This is a genomic window from Heyndrickxia vini, from assembly GCF_016772275.1.
GTDB classification, from domain to species: domain Bacteria; phylum Bacillota; class Bacilli; order Bacillales; family Bacillaceae_C; genus Heyndrickxia; species Heyndrickxia vini.
This window is the reverse complement of the sequence record NZ_CP065425.1, coordinates 1,428,763-1,446,207: the sequence shown is the minus strand read 5'-3', so window position 1 is coordinate 1,446,207 and position 17,445 is coordinate 1,428,763. Positions and strand designations below refer to the sequence as shown.

General features: G+C 35.8%; 14 protein-coding genes. All 14 read right to left on the bottom strand.

Annotated elements, in window-relative coordinates; all coding sequences use genetic code 11:
• Nucleotides 1–4: 4 nt before the first annotated feature.
• Nucleotides 5–1,780, bottom strand: coding sequence for an excinuclease ABC subunit UvrC (uvrC, locus tag I5776_RS07160; RefSeq protein WP_202779782.1), 1,776 nt, complete (start codon nt 1,778–1,780; stop codon nt 5–7).
• Between the two features lie 641 nt (nt 1,781–2,421).
• A complete protein-coding gene (gene trxA / locus I5776_RS07155) occupies nt 2,422–2,736 on the bottom strand; it encodes a thioredoxin (protein ID WP_202779781.1) in 315 nt (104 codons plus the stop codon).
• Nucleotides 2,737–3,061: 325 nt separating this feature from the next.
• Nucleotides 3,062–5,248, bottom strand: coding sequence for a heavy metal translocating P-type ATPase (locus tag I5776_RS07150; RefSeq protein ID WP_202779780.1), 2,187 nt, complete (start codon nt 5,246–5,248; stop codon nt 3,062–3,064).
• A gap of 56 nt (nt 5,249–5,304) precedes the next feature.
• Nucleotides 5,305–5,958 carry a cytochrome c oxidase assembly protein gene (locus I5776_RS07145; protein ID WP_246483993.1) on the bottom strand — a complete coding sequence of 218 codons (654 nt, stop codon included), beginning with the start codon at nt 5,956–5,958 and terminating at the stop codon, nt 5,305–5,307.
• Between the two features lie 273 nt (nt 5,959–6,231).
• Complete coding sequence (locus tag I5776_RS07140; protein ID WP_202779778.1) at nt 6,232–7,212, bottom strand: electron transfer flavoprotein subunit alpha/FixB family protein; 981 nt, start codon at nt 7,210–7,212, stop codon at nt 6,232–6,234.
• Between the two features lie 60 nt (nt 7,213–7,272).
• On the bottom strand, nt 7,273–8,046 hold the full coding sequence (locus I5776_RS07135) for an electron transfer flavoprotein subunit beta/FixA family protein (RefSeq protein ID WP_202779777.1): 774 nt from the start codon (nt 8,044–8,046) through the stop codon (nt 7,273–7,275).
• Between the two features lie 132 nt (nt 8,047–8,178).
• A complete protein-coding gene (locus tag I5776_RS07130; RefSeq protein WP_202779776.1) occupies nt 8,179–8,952 on the bottom strand; it encodes an enoyl-CoA hydratase in 774 nt (257 codons plus the stop codon).
• 95 nt (nt 8,953–9,047) lie between these two features.
• Entirely contained in the window at nt 9,048–9,629 is a 582-nt protein-coding gene (gene fadR / locus I5776_RS07125) for a fatty acid metabolism transcriptional regulator FadR (RefSeq protein WP_202779775.1), read from the bottom strand.
• 207 nt (nt 9,630–9,836) lie between these two features.
• On the bottom strand, nt 9,837–11,534 hold the full coding sequence (locus tag I5776_RS07120; protein ID WP_202779774.1) for an AMP-binding protein: 1,698 nt from the start codon (nt 11,532–11,534) through the stop codon (nt 9,837–9,839).
• A 297-nt stretch (nt 11,535–11,831) separates the two neighbouring features.
• Nucleotides 11,832–12,239, bottom strand: a complete 408-nt coding sequence (locus tag I5776_RS07115) for a DUF350 domain-containing protein (RefSeq protein WP_202780725.1) — start codon at nt 12,237–12,239, stop codon at nt 11,832–11,834.
• Between the two features lie 56 nt (nt 12,240–12,295).
• Nucleotides 12,296–14,650, bottom strand: a complete 2,355-nt coding sequence (locus I5776_RS07110; RefSeq protein ID WP_202779773.1) for an endonuclease MutS2 — start codon at nt 14,648–14,650, stop codon at nt 12,296–12,298.
• Between the two features lie 98 nt (nt 14,651–14,748).
• A complete protein-coding gene (polX, locus tag I5776_RS07105) occupies nt 14,749–16,458 on the bottom strand; it encodes a DNA polymerase/3'-5' exonuclease PolX (protein ID WP_202779771.1) in 1,710 nt (569 codons plus the stop codon).
• 143 nt (nt 16,459–16,601) lie between these two features.
• A complete protein-coding gene (locus I5776_RS07100) occupies nt 16,602–17,141 on the bottom strand; it encodes a CvpA family protein (protein ID WP_202779769.1) in 540 nt (179 codons plus the stop codon).
• A 4-nt stretch (nt 17,142–17,145) separates the two neighbouring features.
• On the bottom strand, nt 17,146–17,400 hold the full coding sequence (gene zapA, locus I5776_RS07095) for a cell division protein ZapA (protein WP_246483945.1): 255 nt from the start codon (nt 17,398–17,400) through the stop codon (nt 17,146–17,148).
• Nucleotides 17,401–17,445: the final 45 nt, after the last annotated feature.

Sequence of the window (17,445 nt, the reverse complement as noted above, 5' to 3'; positions counted from 1 at the left end):
AAAACTATTTTGAATCTAGCTTTTCTTTCAATGCTTTCGCTGCTGATTGTGGAATGCCAAGTTCTATAAACTCTTCGATTGATGCCTCTTTCATTTTTTTCATCGAACCGAAGTGCCGAAGTAACTGCTTCTTCCTTTTTGGACCGATACCGGCAATGTCATCCAACATCGATTGAAAAGCATTTTTCCCTCTAAGCTGACGATGGAATGTAATGGCAAATCGATGCACTTCATCTTGTATTCTTTGTAAAAGATAGAATTCCTGACTGTTTCTTGCAAGCGGAACAATCTCCAATGGATTCCCAGACAATAGCTGAGATGTTTTATGTTTTTCATCCTTTGCCAATCCAGCAAGCGGAATCATTAACCCAAGTTCATTCTCCAGAATATCCCGTGCGGCTTCTATTTGACCCTTACCACCGTCAATAATAATTAAATCAGGAAGCGGCAGCTCCTCACGCAATGCCCTGCCATATCTTCTTCTAACTACTTCTCTCATCGATTCATAGTCATCTGGGCCTTGAACCGTTTTTATTTTATACTTCCGATACTCTTTCTTTTCCGGCTTTCCATCAACAAATACGACCATTGCAGAAACTGGATTTGTTCCTTGAATATTCGAATTATCAAATGCCTCAATCCGATGTGGTGTATAAATTCCCATTGCTTCTCCAAGATTCTCAACCGCTTTGATTGTCCGTTCTTCATCACGTTCGATCAAGGCAAACTTTTCTTTTAAAGCTACAGCTGCATTTTTCTCGGCAAGCTTAATTAATTCTCTTTTTTGACCCCTTTTTGGTTGAATCACTTTTGTTACTAATAATTGATTTGCTAAATCCGAATCTACTTTTTCTGGTAGTAAAACCTCCTTAGGCTTAAAGTGATTCGGCATTAAATAAAATTGACCAAGGAAGGATAAAAATTCCTCTTCTGGTTCATCATAAAAGGGAAACATCGAAACATCCCGTTCAATTAGCTTTCCTTGGCGGATAAAAAAGACTTGTACACACATCCAACCTTTATCAACTGCATAACCAAATACATCCCTATCTGTGTAATCATTCATGGTGATTTTTTGTTTTTCCATCGTAGTTTCAATATTTATGATTTGGTCTCGATATTCTTTAGCCCGTTCAAATTCTAAGTTTTCTGCTGCGTCTTCCATCTTTTTCGTAAGCTTTTGTTTAATTTCTTTATAACCACCATTTAAAAATCGAGCAATATCGTCCACTATTTCTTTGTATGTTTCTTCCTTTACTTCATTCACACACGGTGCAAGACATTGTCCTAAATGGTAATACAGACAAACCCGATCTGGCAGTGTTGAACATTTTCTGAGAGGATAAATACGATCTAATAATTTTTTTGTTTCATTTGCTGCTTGAACATTCGGATAAGGTCCGAAGTATTTGCCTTTATCGCGTTTTACTTTTCTTGTTGTTATCAATTTTGGATGTCGTTCATGTGTAAGCTTAATATAGGGATAACTTTTATCATCCTTTAACATGACATTATATTTTGGGTCATGCTTTTTAATCAGATTGATTTCTAAGATGAGTGCCTCAATATTAGACGAAGTAATAATATATTCAAAGTCTTCAATTTCACTAACAAGCCTTTGGGTCTTCCCATCATGTGAGCCAGTAAAATAGGATCTAACACGGTTTTTTAGTATTTTCGCTTTTCCAACATAGATGATTGTGCCTTGTCTGTCTTTCATTAAATAACAACCCGGCTGATCAGGAAGGATCGCTAATTTATTTTTTATTCTTTCATTCATACCTTATACCCCTTTTTCAAAATCAATGCTAAACATGGATGTTGATTTCCGCTGCAGGCACTCGCTTTCCGCGGGCGGTTCGGGAGCCTCCTCGCTCGTACCTTAGCACGAGGGGTCTCCCGTTTACCGTTTTTCCCGCAGGAGTCTCGTGCCTTCCGCTCCAATCAACATAGTGAAAAACAATATTATACTTTTTCACAGCATTACAATATCGATGGGTTATTTTTGGAATGTGGAATTGGAGGGGAGAAATTGTTTAAAAAATCCGAGTCATTGTAGACTCGGATTATATTTATTAGCTTTGTTAAACTTGGTTGTTGATTTCCGCTACAGGTACTCGCTTTCCACGAGGCTGGCGATGAGCCTGTCTAGTTCCGGCGGCTATCGACTAGCAAACTTCCGGTCACCTCCTTACGATAAGTCATCATCGATTCACCCTTTGGGTTCATCGTGATTCCTTTATCTCAGTCGCTGCCCTCCAGTTTGTACGTCGATAAACAAGCCGCCTCTACTTTTCTAACTCCTCATCGCTACGCTCTTGCGGGGTCTCATCTGCCCAGCTGATCCCGCAGGAGTCTCGTACCTTCCACTCCAATCAACCTGTCGTCAATACCAAAACTGAATTTTAACAAAGCGACTTATTAAAGATGTTTGTTCACTAATTCAACTAATGCTTCTTTTGGTTGGTAGCCGATTACTTTATCCACTTCTTGGCCGTCTTTCATTAGGATGAGTGTCGGGATACTCATTACACCATATTTACTTGCAGTTTCTTGGTTTTCGTCAACATCAAGTTTAACGATTTTGACTTTATCTCCCATTTCACTATCTAATTCTTCAAGAACTGGTGCAATCATTTTACAAGGTCCACACCATGTAGCCCAAAAATCTGTTAGTACTAAACCTTCAGAAACCTCTGAAGAAAAGTTTTGATCAGTTGCATGTGTAATTGCCATTGAATTACAACCTCCTATGAAAACTAATATTACAAATTCTAACGCAAGTATAACATCGTTCTTTTTGTTATGCTAATTATTTGATTTAGGTTATTTTCGTAAACTTTGTTATTTTGAATGAAAACATTTATCTAACTAGTCTTTTAATTTAAGATAGTAAAAATTTCTTACGAAAATATGCCCCGAAGTTAAATAACATTAGGATTTTACATCCGGTACGATATTGCAACAGGAAATAATCGGCTTTATGATTATTTCATTGAGGAAATAGCTTTCTATTTTAAATTTCCCACAACTTTCTTTGTTATTCATGTTCCTACATGGCTTAAATTCTTATATTCCTTAACCTAAGTGAATTTAAAACAACGGAAACAGAGCTGAAAGCCATCGTTGCACTTGCAAACCATGGAGGCAATACACCCGTTATAGCAAGTGGGATACTGATTATATTATAAATAAACGCCCATACAAAATTTTGCTTTACATTTAACATTGTTTTTTTGCTAATAATAATCGAATCGGCAATTCGATTTAAATCGTTGTTTAACAGCGTAATATCACCGGAATCAACAGCAATATCTGAACCATTTCCCATTGCCATCCCTATATTTGCAACCGTAAGTGCAGGTGCATCATTAATTCCATCACCTACCATAATTACCCCTTGTCCTTTATTCTGATAATTTTTGATTAACTCCGCTTTCATTTGAGGTGTAACTTCAGCTTGAAAATGATCAATGCCTGCTTTATTCGCTACTAATTGTGCAGTATTCTTATTGTCACCAGACAACATAGAAACGGAAATTCCCAGCTTTTTCAATCTTGCTATTGCCTTTTCAGAAGTTTCCTTGATTTCATCCGCAACTGCAATCATTCCTTGGAGTTGGTCCTCCACTGAAACAAGGACTACTGTTTTCCCTTCTTCTTCTAGTCTTTTGACCTCCTTTTCAATACCCTTTAAAGAAATATTAGCTTGTTTTTTAAAATAGGAGGGGTTCGCAATGACTATTCGTTTTTCATTAACAGTTGCTTTAATTCCATGACCTGGAATCGTTATTGCGCTACCAATATTCGGGATTACATCCACCCGTTTTTCGACCTCTTTTACAATCGCTTTTGCAATTGGGTGATTGGTGTTTTTCTCAATTGCTCCAATTAATTGAAGAAATAATTTTTCTTCTAAATTTCGTACCATTATATCTGTTACCGCAGGTTCACCTTTCGTAATCGTACCTGTCTTATCAAGAACAACCATGTTGTTTTTTGAAAGGAGTTCAATCATTTTCCCTTCTTTAAAAAGGATACCTAATTGAGCAGCCCTTCCGCTACCAACCATAATCGATGTTGGAGTTGCCAATCCTAATGCACATGGACAAGAAATAATCAATACTGCAATCGCCTTCTCTATTGCATCACCCACCTGGCCAGGATTTAAATTTATGTACCATAATAAGAAGGTTGCCAACGCAATAATAATTACGATAGGAACAAAAATTCCTGTGAATTTATCTGCAATATGCTGAATTGGCGGCTTGGAAATTTGGGCTTCTTCTACAATTCCTATAATTTTTGATAGAAATGTTTCTGATTCTTTTTTCGTTGCTTTAATTTTCAATAATCCGTTTTCATTGATGGTGCCTGAATAAACCTTATTACCGATACTTTTTTCAACGGGAATACTTTCCCCTGTTAACATTGCTTCATTTACTGTGGATGTTCCTTCAATAACTTGTCCATCAATAGGAATCTTTTCACCCGGTTTGACGAGTAGTACATCACCTGGAACAATTTGATGGATGAACGTTTCTGATTCTTTCCCATTCTCGAACTTTATCGCTGACTTTACTTGTAATTGATTCAACTTTTTTATTGCATCCATCGTCTTTCTTTTTGTTTTTGCCTCCATTAATTTTCCTAATAAAACAAATGTAATGATTAAAACACTTGTTTCATAATGAAGTCCATTATTATTCGTCGTAGTAAAAGTTAAATAGTGACTATAAAAATAAGCGGCAGAGGTGCTTAAGACAACCAATACATCCATATTTGCCTGTCGATTCTTAATTGCACTCCATGCCCCTTCATAAAATGGATAGGCAATAATAAATTGGATAGGTGTGGCAAGTGCTAGTTGAAATAATGGATTTAGAAAAATCTCAGGAATGGGTATAAGTGATAGATTCATATGTGAAAACATTGTCCAAATTAATGGTAACGAAAAAATCGCAGAAATGCTAAATTTCCATGTTAAACGAATCATTTCTTTTCTTTTTGATTCAGTGGAATAGCTTGTATTTCTAGAAATACTCGGTTCAAATCCAACTTTTTTTATTTTATTAAGGATAATAAGTTTGCTTGTTTGATTAGGATCAAACATTACCCTTCCTTTTTCAGTTGCTAAATTAACATTAACTTTCAATACGCCGTCCATTTTAGTAACCACTTTTTCGATTCTTGTTGCACATGCGCTACAATGCATCCCCTTAATATCTATTTGCATTGATTCAACCATTCAATTCACCCAACTTTAGTCCATATTTATTACTAGTTTATTTTTATAAATTCGGACTAGAACCCTCGTTTAAAAAAGAAATCGATAATACATATTGTTTCTTTCCGATTCATTTCTAACTTTGTCAACCCTCCAGCAAACAGAAAACTAGATTTATGCATAAAAAACATAAGAATTCCTGCCATCTGCTGATCAAGTTTAATATCAATAATCGGTTTAAAAAATTCAACATTTACACTTGGTGGTATACATAAATTAATCATTTGATCGAGTAAGGGGTTAGTTTCTTGTTCGGGAAGCAAGATTAACAATAGGCATGCTGGTGTAATAAGCCATACATTCATCATCTTAAAGGAAGTTTGATAACAAATATTTTGCTGTTTTATTGAGGAAATATAGGGAGCCCACATTCCTATGGCAAGGATAAATAGAATCCAAATGGTTACATCGTGATAAATTTTTAAAGATGTAATAAAAGTAAAAACAACGGGAAGATGGTAAATATATAAGGAAAAAGAAAAAAGAATAATAAATAGATAAGAATCGATTTTTATATGCTTTAGCAATGATTGACTAATCTTTTGATAAAAAGTTGTAGTTAATCCTAGTAAAAGGAGTTGGGGTACAATAAAATATAATAAACTAATTTGAAGCATATGGGTCGTGAATGACAAATGACTAAATGTACTAATGGGAGACCCTAGTAACAAATATAAAAGGAGTATTCCACTACTAAAAAATATGAATTGAATCTTTCGAGAAAAAAAACAATAGAGTCCAATGGTTAATAGACAAAGGATAAGCAAAGGAATATTCCAGTTTAATTGTTGGGAAATAATTATTTCATAAGACAAGCTAGCTGTTCTCCCTTCTTTACTTAAATCACTCTCCTTTTATTTTATTGAACAGGCATTGTCCTACATTACTTAAAAAATTAGAAAAGCAGAGAAAGAAAAATTCTTTCTCTGCTCAGTTATCTTTAATTATGAAGATGCTACTTTTAACTTTTTGAATTCTTCTGTTAGCATTGGTACAACCTCGAATAAATCTCCTACAATACCGTAATCTGCTACTTTAAAGATATTCGCTTCAGGATCTTTATTGATTGCAACAATCACTTTTGAGTTGGACATTCCTGCTAAATGTTGAATAGCACCTGAAATACCACATGCAATATAAAGATCTGGAGTAACTACTTTACCTGTTTGGCCGATTTGTAAGGAATAATCGCAATAATCTGCATCACAAGCGCCGCGCGAAGCACCAATAGCTCCACCAAGTACATTCGCTAATTCTTTTAACGGTTCGAATCCATCCGCACTTTTAACTCCACGTCCCCCAGCAATGACAACTTTTGCCTCAGATAAATCAACGCCTTCACTCGCTTTACGAACGACTTCTTTAATAATAGTTCGAAGATCTTTAATTTCAGCTGTCACAGTGCTAACATCACCGGTTCTAGATTCATCCTTTTCTAAAGACGCAATATTGTTCGGACGGACGGTAGCAAAAATCACTCCGTCAGTTACAATTTTCTTTTCGAACGCCTTACCGGAATAAATTGGTCGAGTAAAGACTAAATTTCCGCCAGCAACCTCTACATCAGTAGCATCCGAAATTAATCCTGTTTCCAATTTACTTGCAATTTTTGGTGATAAATCTTTTCCAAGGGCTGTATGGCCAAATACGATCCCTTCCGGATTTTCAGAATCAACTACAGCCATAAATGCTTGGGAAAAACCGTCTGAAGAGTATTGACCCAATTTTTCATCTTCAACGACAACGACACGATCGGCTCCATATTGGATTAGTTCTTGTCCTAAAGCGTTTACATTATCTCCTAATAAAACAGCAACTACTTCTCCACCTTCAGCAACCGTTTTTCCAGCTGCAATCGCTTCAAAAGAAACATTACGTAGTGATCCATCACGAACTTCTCCTAGAACTAACACTTTTCTAGCCATTTGAATTACCTCCTGTTTGTGAACATAGATTGATGAATAGTTTGAAACTGAATATGAAAATTAAACGACTTTTGCTTCCTTATGAAGAAGGTGAACAAGCTCAGTTACTTGATCTGTTAAATCACCTTCAAGAATACGGCCAGCCTCTTTTTTAGGTGGCAAATATACTTCAATCGTTTTTGTTTTTGCTTCTACATCATCTTCATCGAGATCAAGATCATCTAGTTCTAATTCCTCTAACGGTTTTTTCTTCGCTTTCATTATTCCTGGTAAAGAAGGGTATCTTGGTTCATTTAGTCCCTGTTGCGCAGTTACTAATAAAGGTAATTTTGTTTCGATTACTTCAGAGTCACCTTCCACATCACGAACAACTGTGACATTTTCGCCATTTATATCTAATTTTGTAATTGTTGTCACATAAGGTATTCCCAGAAGATCTGCAACACGTGGACCTACTTGTCCGGAACCTGCATCAATAGCGACATTCCCACCAATAATTAAGTCCGCTTCTTTATCTTTTAAGAATTCAGCAAGAATTTTTGCTGTTGAAAATTGATCGGCATGTTCTAAATCATCCTCCGTATTGATGAGAACTGCTTTATCTGCCCCCATAGCAAGTGCTGTACGTAATTGTTTCTCCGCTTCCTCACTTCCAACAGACACAACCGTTACTTCACCGCCATGTTCATCACGAACTTGGATTGCCTCTTCAACGGCATATTCATCATAAGGATTGATAATAAATTCGGCACCATCTTCATTAATCGATCCATTCGAAATCGTTATTTTTTCCTCTGTGTCAAATGTTCTTTTCAAAAGTACGAAGATATTCATGTGAGTCCCTCCTAGGATTTAAAAACATTTCATTTGTTTTAAAGATTTTGAATTTTCGTCTTATGTTGAAGAATGAATGTGAGCCAAGATTATTTCCCCCAACATTTTAATTTATTTCAAAGGCAATGCCTTTTACTCACCTTTAAACTGTGGCTCGCGTTTTTCAATAAACGCTTTAATACCTTCTTGACCATCTTTAGAGCTGAAAACTTCGCCAAATAATTCTGATTCACGTTTTACACCATCATAAAACTGATTTGTTTTTCCATAGTTTAATAGTTCAATAGCAGCCTTAATGGATACCGGACTTTTCTTAGCTATTTTTCCAGCCAATTCTTTTGCTCGATTCAATAATTCCTCATCAGAATATGCGTGGTTAGCTAGTCCCCATTTAACAGCTTCTTCACCTGATATCGGTTCACTCGTAAAAAGCATTTCAGCAGCCTTCGCCATCCCAACATATCTTGGCAATCTTTGAGTGCCTGCAAATCCCGGAACCAAGCCTAATTGGAGCTCAGGCAAACCTAGCTTAGTATTCTGAGTTACTAAACGGATGTGGCAAGCCATGGCTAATTCCAATCCTCCGCCTAATGCTGCACCATGGATTGCTGCGATTATTGGTTTTGGAAACCTTTCCATTCTTTCGAAAAGGTTTTGACCTTTTTCTCCCAAACTTCCAAAATCTTCGCTTGATTGAATGGTCGTAAATTCTTTTATATCTGCACCTGCAGAAAAGAAGCGACCCTCACCATGAAGAACGATTACTCTCGTGTCAAAGTCATCTTCCACTTGATCAAGTAGTTGAGATAATTCTTCTATTAGCGCCGAACCTAAAGCATTTGCCGGCGGTCGATTAATAGAAATCAATGCCACTTGATTCTCTTTTTTTATTTGTATGTACTCCATTTCCATCCCCCTTGCCGTTTTGATAGGCACGAATCGGTAAGAGTAATGTTTCTCACCGAAATTCGTTGCCAGTTTTCTTTTGATGACTTGTTAAATTATGCTCCAAAACCATTGATAAGCAATTGCTGTACAGCTGGAGCAAGTGAAACTAAATCATATTTTTCCTCATTCATTACCCATGTCGTTACCGTTTCGTCAATCGTTCCAAAAATCATTTGGCGAACTAAACGAACTTCAATATCCTTTTTGAATTCACCGGTTTCTATCCCGTGATCAATGATCTTATCGACTAGTTTTAAGTACCCTTTTAACACTTCATTTATTTTTAAACGAAGTTCTTTATTAGATTGACGAAGCTCGAGTTGAGTAACGATCGCTAATTGATGGTCGTCTGACAAAATTTTAAAATGACTTTCAACCATTACTAATAACTTCTCCGCAGCCGTCTGTTTTCCTGCTATTTCTTCATCAATTTTTTCAATAAACATTCCCATCTTCTCTTGAAACAATGAAATAAGGATATCTTCTTTATTCTTAAAATATAAATAGATTGTCCCGTCAGCAACACCTGCTTGTTTCGCAATCTTGGAAACTTGTGCTTGATGATATCCATTTTCGGCAATCACTATAACTGCTGCATCAATAATTTGTTTATATTTCGGTTTATTTGTTTTCATGTCTAACCAACACCACACCTTTCAATTTAAAGCGAGAGGTGAAGGTCAAAATATTTACCCATAATAATTAATTCCACACACTCTCATATACCTTTCTTAAAAATGAATGACCATTCATTCATACCTTAATAATAATGTGAAACATAAACTCTGTCAAGGAACTTATAAAAAAAGTGAAGAGCCACGCGACGGCTCTAGGAATTTAGCTTACCCTAATTTGTCATCTTTTTCGAGCTTTTTGCGTTCTTCATCTATTAATGATCGTCTCAATATTTTCCCGACAGCTGTTTTTGGCAGTTCATTCCTAAATTCGTACAATCTCGGTACCTTATATGCAGCTAAATATTTTCGAGAAAATGTATTTAATTCTTCTTCGGTTACATGTGCATTTTCTTTTAATACGACGTAGGCTTTTACAGTTTCTCCTCTATACGGATCAGGTATACCAGCTACGACTGCCTCTTGTATATCAGGATGCTCATACAAAACTTCCTCAATTTCACGAGGATATATGTTATAACCGCCTGCGATGATAATATCTTTTTTCCGATCAACGATATAGAAATATCCTTGTTCATCCATGTAACCCATATCTCCTGTGAATAACCAACCATCTTTTAACACTTGCTCGGTCTCTTCAGGTCGATTCCAATAGCCTTTCATTACTTGTGGACCTTTAACCGCAAGTTCTCCTATTTCACCACTAGGTAATGGCTTTCCATCCTCTAACGAAAAAATTGCAGCATCCGTATCAGGCCACGGAACGCCTATGCTACCTTTCACCCTGTCTCCCGACCATAAAAAATTGGCGTGGGTGATTGGTGAGGATTCGGATAAACCATATCCCTCAACTAATTTTCCGCCTGTTACCTTTTCAAATTTTTGCTGTACTTCAATAGGCAGTGCAGCAGAGCCGCTTACACATGAATCAATAGATGATAAATCATATTTTTGAATATCCGGATGATTTAATAATCCAATATAAATTGTTGGAGCCCCAGGAAATATTGTTGGACGTTGTTTTTGAATCGTTTTTAATGTAGTTTCTGCATCAAATTTAGGGAGTAATACCATTTTATATCCTTGCATGACTGAAAGCAGCAAAACAGCTGTCATCCCATAAACATGGAAAAAGGGTAATAAGCCAAGTACCGTCTCCTCTCCCTTTTTTGCTTTATAGATCCAAGCATCACACATAGATGCATTTGCAATTAAATTTTTATGTGTTAACATTACCCCCTTTGGGAAGCCTGTCGTTCCACCAGTATATTGTAACAACGCGATATCGTTTTCAAAATCAAATTCATTTTCTAACGGTACTGCCTGTGTATCAGATAGTATTCTCTTTAATAGATGATGATTTCCTTCATGATTAATATTCACTTCAATCCCAGTTTGTTTCTTTTGAATAAAAGGATAAATCAAGTTTTTTGGGAAAGGCAAATAATCTTTGACAGCGGTTACAATTATATGCTTAATCGACGTTTTCCCCATCACCTTACTTACTCGAGGAAATAAAATATCTAATGTTAAAATAACTTTTGCACCCGAATCCTCCATTTGATATTCCAATTCTCTTTCTGTATAGAGAGGATTTGTCTGTACCACAATTGCTCCTGCATATAACACACCAAAATAACCGATTACTGATTGCGGTCCATTTGGGAGCATAATTGCAACTCTGTCTCCCTTTTTTATTCCTAGATTTCTTAAATAATTTGCAAATTTCAGTGCAGATTCATAGATTTCTTGATACATAATATTCTTCCCCATAAAATGAACGGCTATTTTATTTGAGTAATTCTTTGCGGCTTCCGTTAAATAAGAGTGAACCGGTTTTTCTTCATATGATAACATTGCCGGTATCTCATCTGGGTACTGTGACAGCCAAGGCTTTTGTTCCATATGTCCCCTCCTCAAATAGTGTTAGAAAATTTAAACTTATTACTTTATTATAGACTATTACGCAAATGGTTACAATTTGAAAAGAATAGAAAATGAATGAATGTTCATTTATTTTGTTCGTTATCTATTTTATGGCTATAAAAAAAGACTGAGCAGAAAAAAATGTCAGTCTTTCATTATTATTTATGTCATTAATATATAAATTATACCCACTACTAAGAAACATGCACATACAGCGAGTAAAACTTTTGCTAATGTTTCCATTTGCTATCTCACCTATCTTCTTCCAAGTTCATCTTACGAAATGCTTTCCCCAACTACAAATGATAATCCGATGGAAATAATCATCGATATTAATCCGACCGCTCGATTATCATTTTCAATTTCAACATCTATTTTAAACTTTGGCGTCAAAAATTCATATATAAAATATCCTATCAGTAGTAAAAGGAATCCGTAAAATCCCCATCCCACCATGACAAAAAGTGAATCGTGATGTTGTATCGAGTATCTAAAAATATTGGCAATCCCAAAAATCTTTCCCCCAGTTGCCATTGCTACTGCTACATTGCCTTTTTTAATCTCTTCCCAATTTCGATATTTTGTAACGATTTCAAATATGACTAAAAACACAATCATACATAAAATAACAACACTATAATATCCAGCAGTTAAAACAAAGGGATTTTCCCAAAATCGGTTCATCATCTCTCATAGACTCCTTAACATCTCGAATAAGTTTATCGGCAAAGAGAAAGTATTTATTTAAATTCGACTACAGTAATTCCACTTCCACCTTCACCAGCATCACCTAATCTTATACGTTTAACAGAGCGATGATGTTTCAAATATTCTTGAACTCCTTGACGAAGTGCCCCGGTTCCTTTTCCATGAATAATAGATACACGTGGATATCCTGCTAATAGTGCATCATCAATATACTTTTCTACCTTAAGAAGTGCGTTCTCATATCTTTCACCACGTAAATCAAGCTCCAATCCGACATGATACTCTTTTCCTTTCACGGTTGCAAGAGGTTTTGTCTCAATCTTCTGTTGTGATTGGATAAATTCCATGTCAGATTCCTTTACTTTCATTTTCATGATTCCCATTTGCACTTGCCACTCTACATCATTAATTTTTTCCAGTAAGTGGCCTTTTTGATTAAAACTAATGACTTTCACTTCATCCCCAGGTGCAAATTGATGCTTTTTATTCACAGATTTTTTAACCGATTTCTTTTCTAGTGTAGGTACAGCATCTGTCAAACGTTTACGCGCTTCAATTAACTCATGTTCCTTTATCGCTGCTTGATTATTGAGTCGCATTTTACGTAAAGAACGAATAATTTCTTCCGCTTCATCTTTTGCTTTCTCAACGACATTTGCTGCCTTTATTTCTGCCTTTTCAAACATTTGATCCCGTTGCTCATAAAATTCGATCATCTGTTTTTGTAAGTCCTTATGAAGCTTTTCGGCATCTTTTAAATAATCTAATGCCTCTTGGCGCTCTTTTTCTGCATCTCGTTTGCTCTTTTCTAAAGAAGCAATCATATTCTCCACTTGATTCGTATCCGCACCAATATATGATTTGGCATGTTGAATGACATGTTCAGATAATCCTAATCGTTTCGAAATTTCAAAGGCATTACTTCTTCCTGGTACACCAATCAAAAGACGATAGGTCGGGCTTAATGTTTCCACATTAAATTCAACACTCGCATTAATCACTCCATCCCGGTTATACCCATACGCTTTTAGCTCTGGGTAATGGGTTGTAGCAACGACTTTCGCCCCTCTTCCATACACCTCGTCCAATATTGAAATTGCCAAAGCAGCTCCTTCTTGCGGATCAGTTCCGGCACCTAATTCATCAAATAGTACAAGACTTTCGTGATCAACATGCTTTAAAATATCGACAATATTGACCATATGAGAGGAGAAGGTACTCAAGCTTTGCTCAATTGATTGTTCGTCACCAATATCCGCGAATACTTCTTTAAATACAGAGACTTCAGACCCATCCAAAGCAGGAATCTGTAATCCAGCTTGTGCCATTAATGTACAGATCCCTATCGTTTTAAGGGTAATGGTTTTTCCCCCAGTATTTGGACCCGTTATAACAATAGTCGTATAATCTTTCCCTAATGTGATATCATTCGCAACTGCATCATCGATAGGTAATAGCGGATGTCTAGCTTTGTTTAATTGAATGATTCCTTGATTGTTTATAATTGGTTTTGTCGCTTTAATTGTTTTTCCAAAACGTGCTTTGGCAAAGATAAAATCAAATTCTCCCATGATCGATACAATGATTGTCAATTCATCACCTGAATCAGCAACTTCTGCAGATAATTCGCTTAATATACGTTCAATTTCTTGTTGTTCCTTCATATGAAGTTCCCTTAATTGATTATTCAATTCCACGACAGATTGTGGCTCAATGAAAAGGGTTTGTCCAGATGCGGATTGATCATGAACGATTCCACCATAATTAGATCGATATTCTTGCTTTACAGGAATTACGTAACGATCATTTCTAATGGTTACGATTGCATCAGAAAGCATTTTGGCAGCATTTCGAGAACGTATCAAACTTTCAAGTTTTTCACGAATTCTACTTTCATTCGAACGTAATTTTTGACGGATTTGTCGTAATGTTTCGCTGGCTCCATCAAGAACTTCACCATTTTCATCAATTGCGTTTTTAATTTTATGTTCAAGTGGTGTAAGAATTGTGAGTTGGTCTGCCTTCGCTTCAAGAATGGGAATCTCAACAGCGTTTTCAAGCAAACCCTCGATAAATCTTTTCATTGTTCGTGCTGCATAAATCGTGCTGGCAGTTTGAACTAATTCCATTGCATTTAATATCCCGCCTATTTGGGCTCTTTTTATATGTGGTCGAATATCGAAAATACCACTTAATGGTGCATGACCTTTTAACCGGAGTACATGGCTAGCTTCATCCGTTTCAGCCTGTAGTTCCAATACCTCATCAAATGAAGAAGATGGAACTAATTCACTTATTTTAACTTGTCCAAGGGATGAGGATGCATGGTCGAAAAGCAATTCTTTAATTTTGTTAAATTCTAGTGTTTTAAGTATTTTCTCTTGCATAACAAGTTGCAAGCCTCCTATTTTCTCAAGGTTAGAGGTGGGAATGAATGAAAAGATGTAAATTACTAATCATATCCCCATCTATAACCATTACCATATTAACGTTGTTTCTTATCCAAAAATTTCAATAGTTCCTCTGGTTCCATCGCATTTAATACTGTATTTTTTTCAATCCAGCCCTTTCTTGCCGTACCTACACCATACTTCATATACTCAAGATTTTTTATATTATGTGCATCAGTATTAATGACTATTTTTACGCCTTTTGCTTGTGCTTTCCGGACATTTTCAGCAGCTAAATCAAGTCGATTAGGATTCGCATTTAATTCTAGAACTGTATTCGTTTCCCTTGCTAATTCAATTAATAAATCAATATCAACACTATAGCCTTGCCTTTTCTCAATTAAGCGGCCAGTCGGATGTGCAATGATATCAACATGAGGATTATTTAGGGCAGTCTTTAATCTTTCCATAATTTTTGATTTTGGCTGGTTAAAATTAGAATGAATGGAAGCTATAACAATATCCAATTCCGCTAATACCTCATCCTCAAAATCTAGTGTACCATCGGGTAAAATATCCATTTCAATTCCAGATAAAATGATGATGTCATCATATTTCTCATTCAATTTTCTAATTTCTGCATTTTGTTCTTTTATTCTTTCTACCGTTAAGCCATTTGCTACTTTTAAATATTTCGAGTGGTCCGTAATTGCCATATATTTATAACCCTTTGCTCTACATGCATTAACCATTTCTTCCAAGGAGTTTGCTCCGTCAGACCAGGTTGTATGCATATGAAGGTCACCAATAATATCACTTAATGAAATTAATTGTATATCTGATGTGAATTCATCCACTTCACTACCATCTTCACGAATTTCCGGTGGGATAAATGGCAATCCAAAATGGTGAAAAAATTCCGTTTCATTCGAAAACGTGATTACTTCACCAGTTTTAAGGTTTTCAACACCGTATTCACTAATTTTTTCCCCGCGTTTTTTGGCTAGTTGTCGCATTCGTACATTATGTTCCTTTGAACCTGTAAAATGATGTAAAGCGGTAGCAAATTCAGTAGGATCCACCAGACGAAAATCTACATTGACAGTATCTGAAACACTTAGAGAAACTTTCGTATCCCCATCAGCAATTGCCTCAGACACTTCAAATAATCGAAATAATTGTTCTTTTACCAGTTTTGGCTCTTCCGTTGCAATTACATAGTCTAAATCCTTCATCGTTTCCTGCACTCTTCTTAAACTGCCTGCACGGGAAAATTGAATGACATCATCCATGGTTGATAAAACCTCATCAAAAAGCTCAATATATTTCATCATGAATGGGATTGAAAAACGATTAGGCCTTGAACCCAATTCCTCAATTGATTTCAAAATTTTCTCTTCTGTTTTTTGACCAAATCCTTTTAATTTTTGGACGAGTCCTTCTTCACAAGCATCTCTAAGTGAATCAACGTCCGTAATTCCTAATTCATGATACAATGAAGCAATTTTTTTCCCGCCTAGTCCCGGAAGTTGGAGAAGTGGGATTAATCCAGTTGGGAGCTCGACCTGCAAGCTTTTGAGAAGTGTTGACTTACCCGTTTCGATAAATTCCTTTATTACTTCTGCTGTACCTTTTCCTATTCCTTCAATGATTGTAAAATCTTCTATCTCATTTAAACTTCTACGATCCGCTTCCAAGCTTTTAGCTGCTTTGCGATAAGCGGAAACTTTAAATGAATTTTCCCCTTTTATTTCTAAATAAATAGCTATATGTTCTAATAATCGAATAATCGACTTTTTATCCATTACAAAATCAGTCTCCTTTTAAGCGAAAAGAAAGCTCTTACGTTTGTATATTTACATATATACTAGCAAAAATATTTTGAAAAGGCATGTAAAAAGAAAAATGTTAACCAATAAAGAAAAAACTTCCCAATGAAGAGAAGTTTCTATGAAATATTACTAATCCACCAATTTTCAATTTGATTTGAAAGTATAGGCGTATTTTTAACGATTCCTTTGGCGATAAATGATTGGTCGAGTGCATGCTGGATCGATTCTATCGGCAGCAGGGCCCCAATATATAAGATAATGAAGATAATTAAGTAAACTTCGAGAAAGCCTAATATGCCGCCTGCCCAAACATTTAATTGTTTTAATATCGGAATACGGGCAACAAAATCAAGTGCCGAACCAATAATGTGTAAAATGATTTTTGCTGCAAAGAAGATAATAGCAAAGGCAATTGCCCGATAATAGGCATCTTCTAAATTTAATCCATTTAATAGCATAGATATCGATTTATTTTCATCCAAAGCCGGATATGGGATCCATAACTTAAGATGTGGTGCTAAATCTTTAAAATACATATATGCTACAATAAATGCAATAATAAAACCGGTAATATGAATGAGCTGAAGAATAAACCCTCTCTTCAGACCAACAAAAAATCCAATGATTAAGATTAATAGAATGACTAAATTAACCATGACTTCAGTCCTTTAAATGTTGAAGTTGTTTTTCGAGAATTTCCGCTTTTTCTTTCAATTTCAAATAATCATGCACAGCATTTACAGCTGTTAAAACAGCGAGTTTACTAGTATCTAATGAGGGGTTTTTGGACTTTATCTCACGCATTTTCTCATCAACTAATGAGGCAACTTGGCGTATATGATTTGCCGAATCTTCACCGACAATAGTATATTGATGTCCATATATACCGACCGTTATGCGATTTTTTTCAGTCAATCTTTTTTGCCCCCTCGATATAAAAATCCTATTGTTTATAATAAC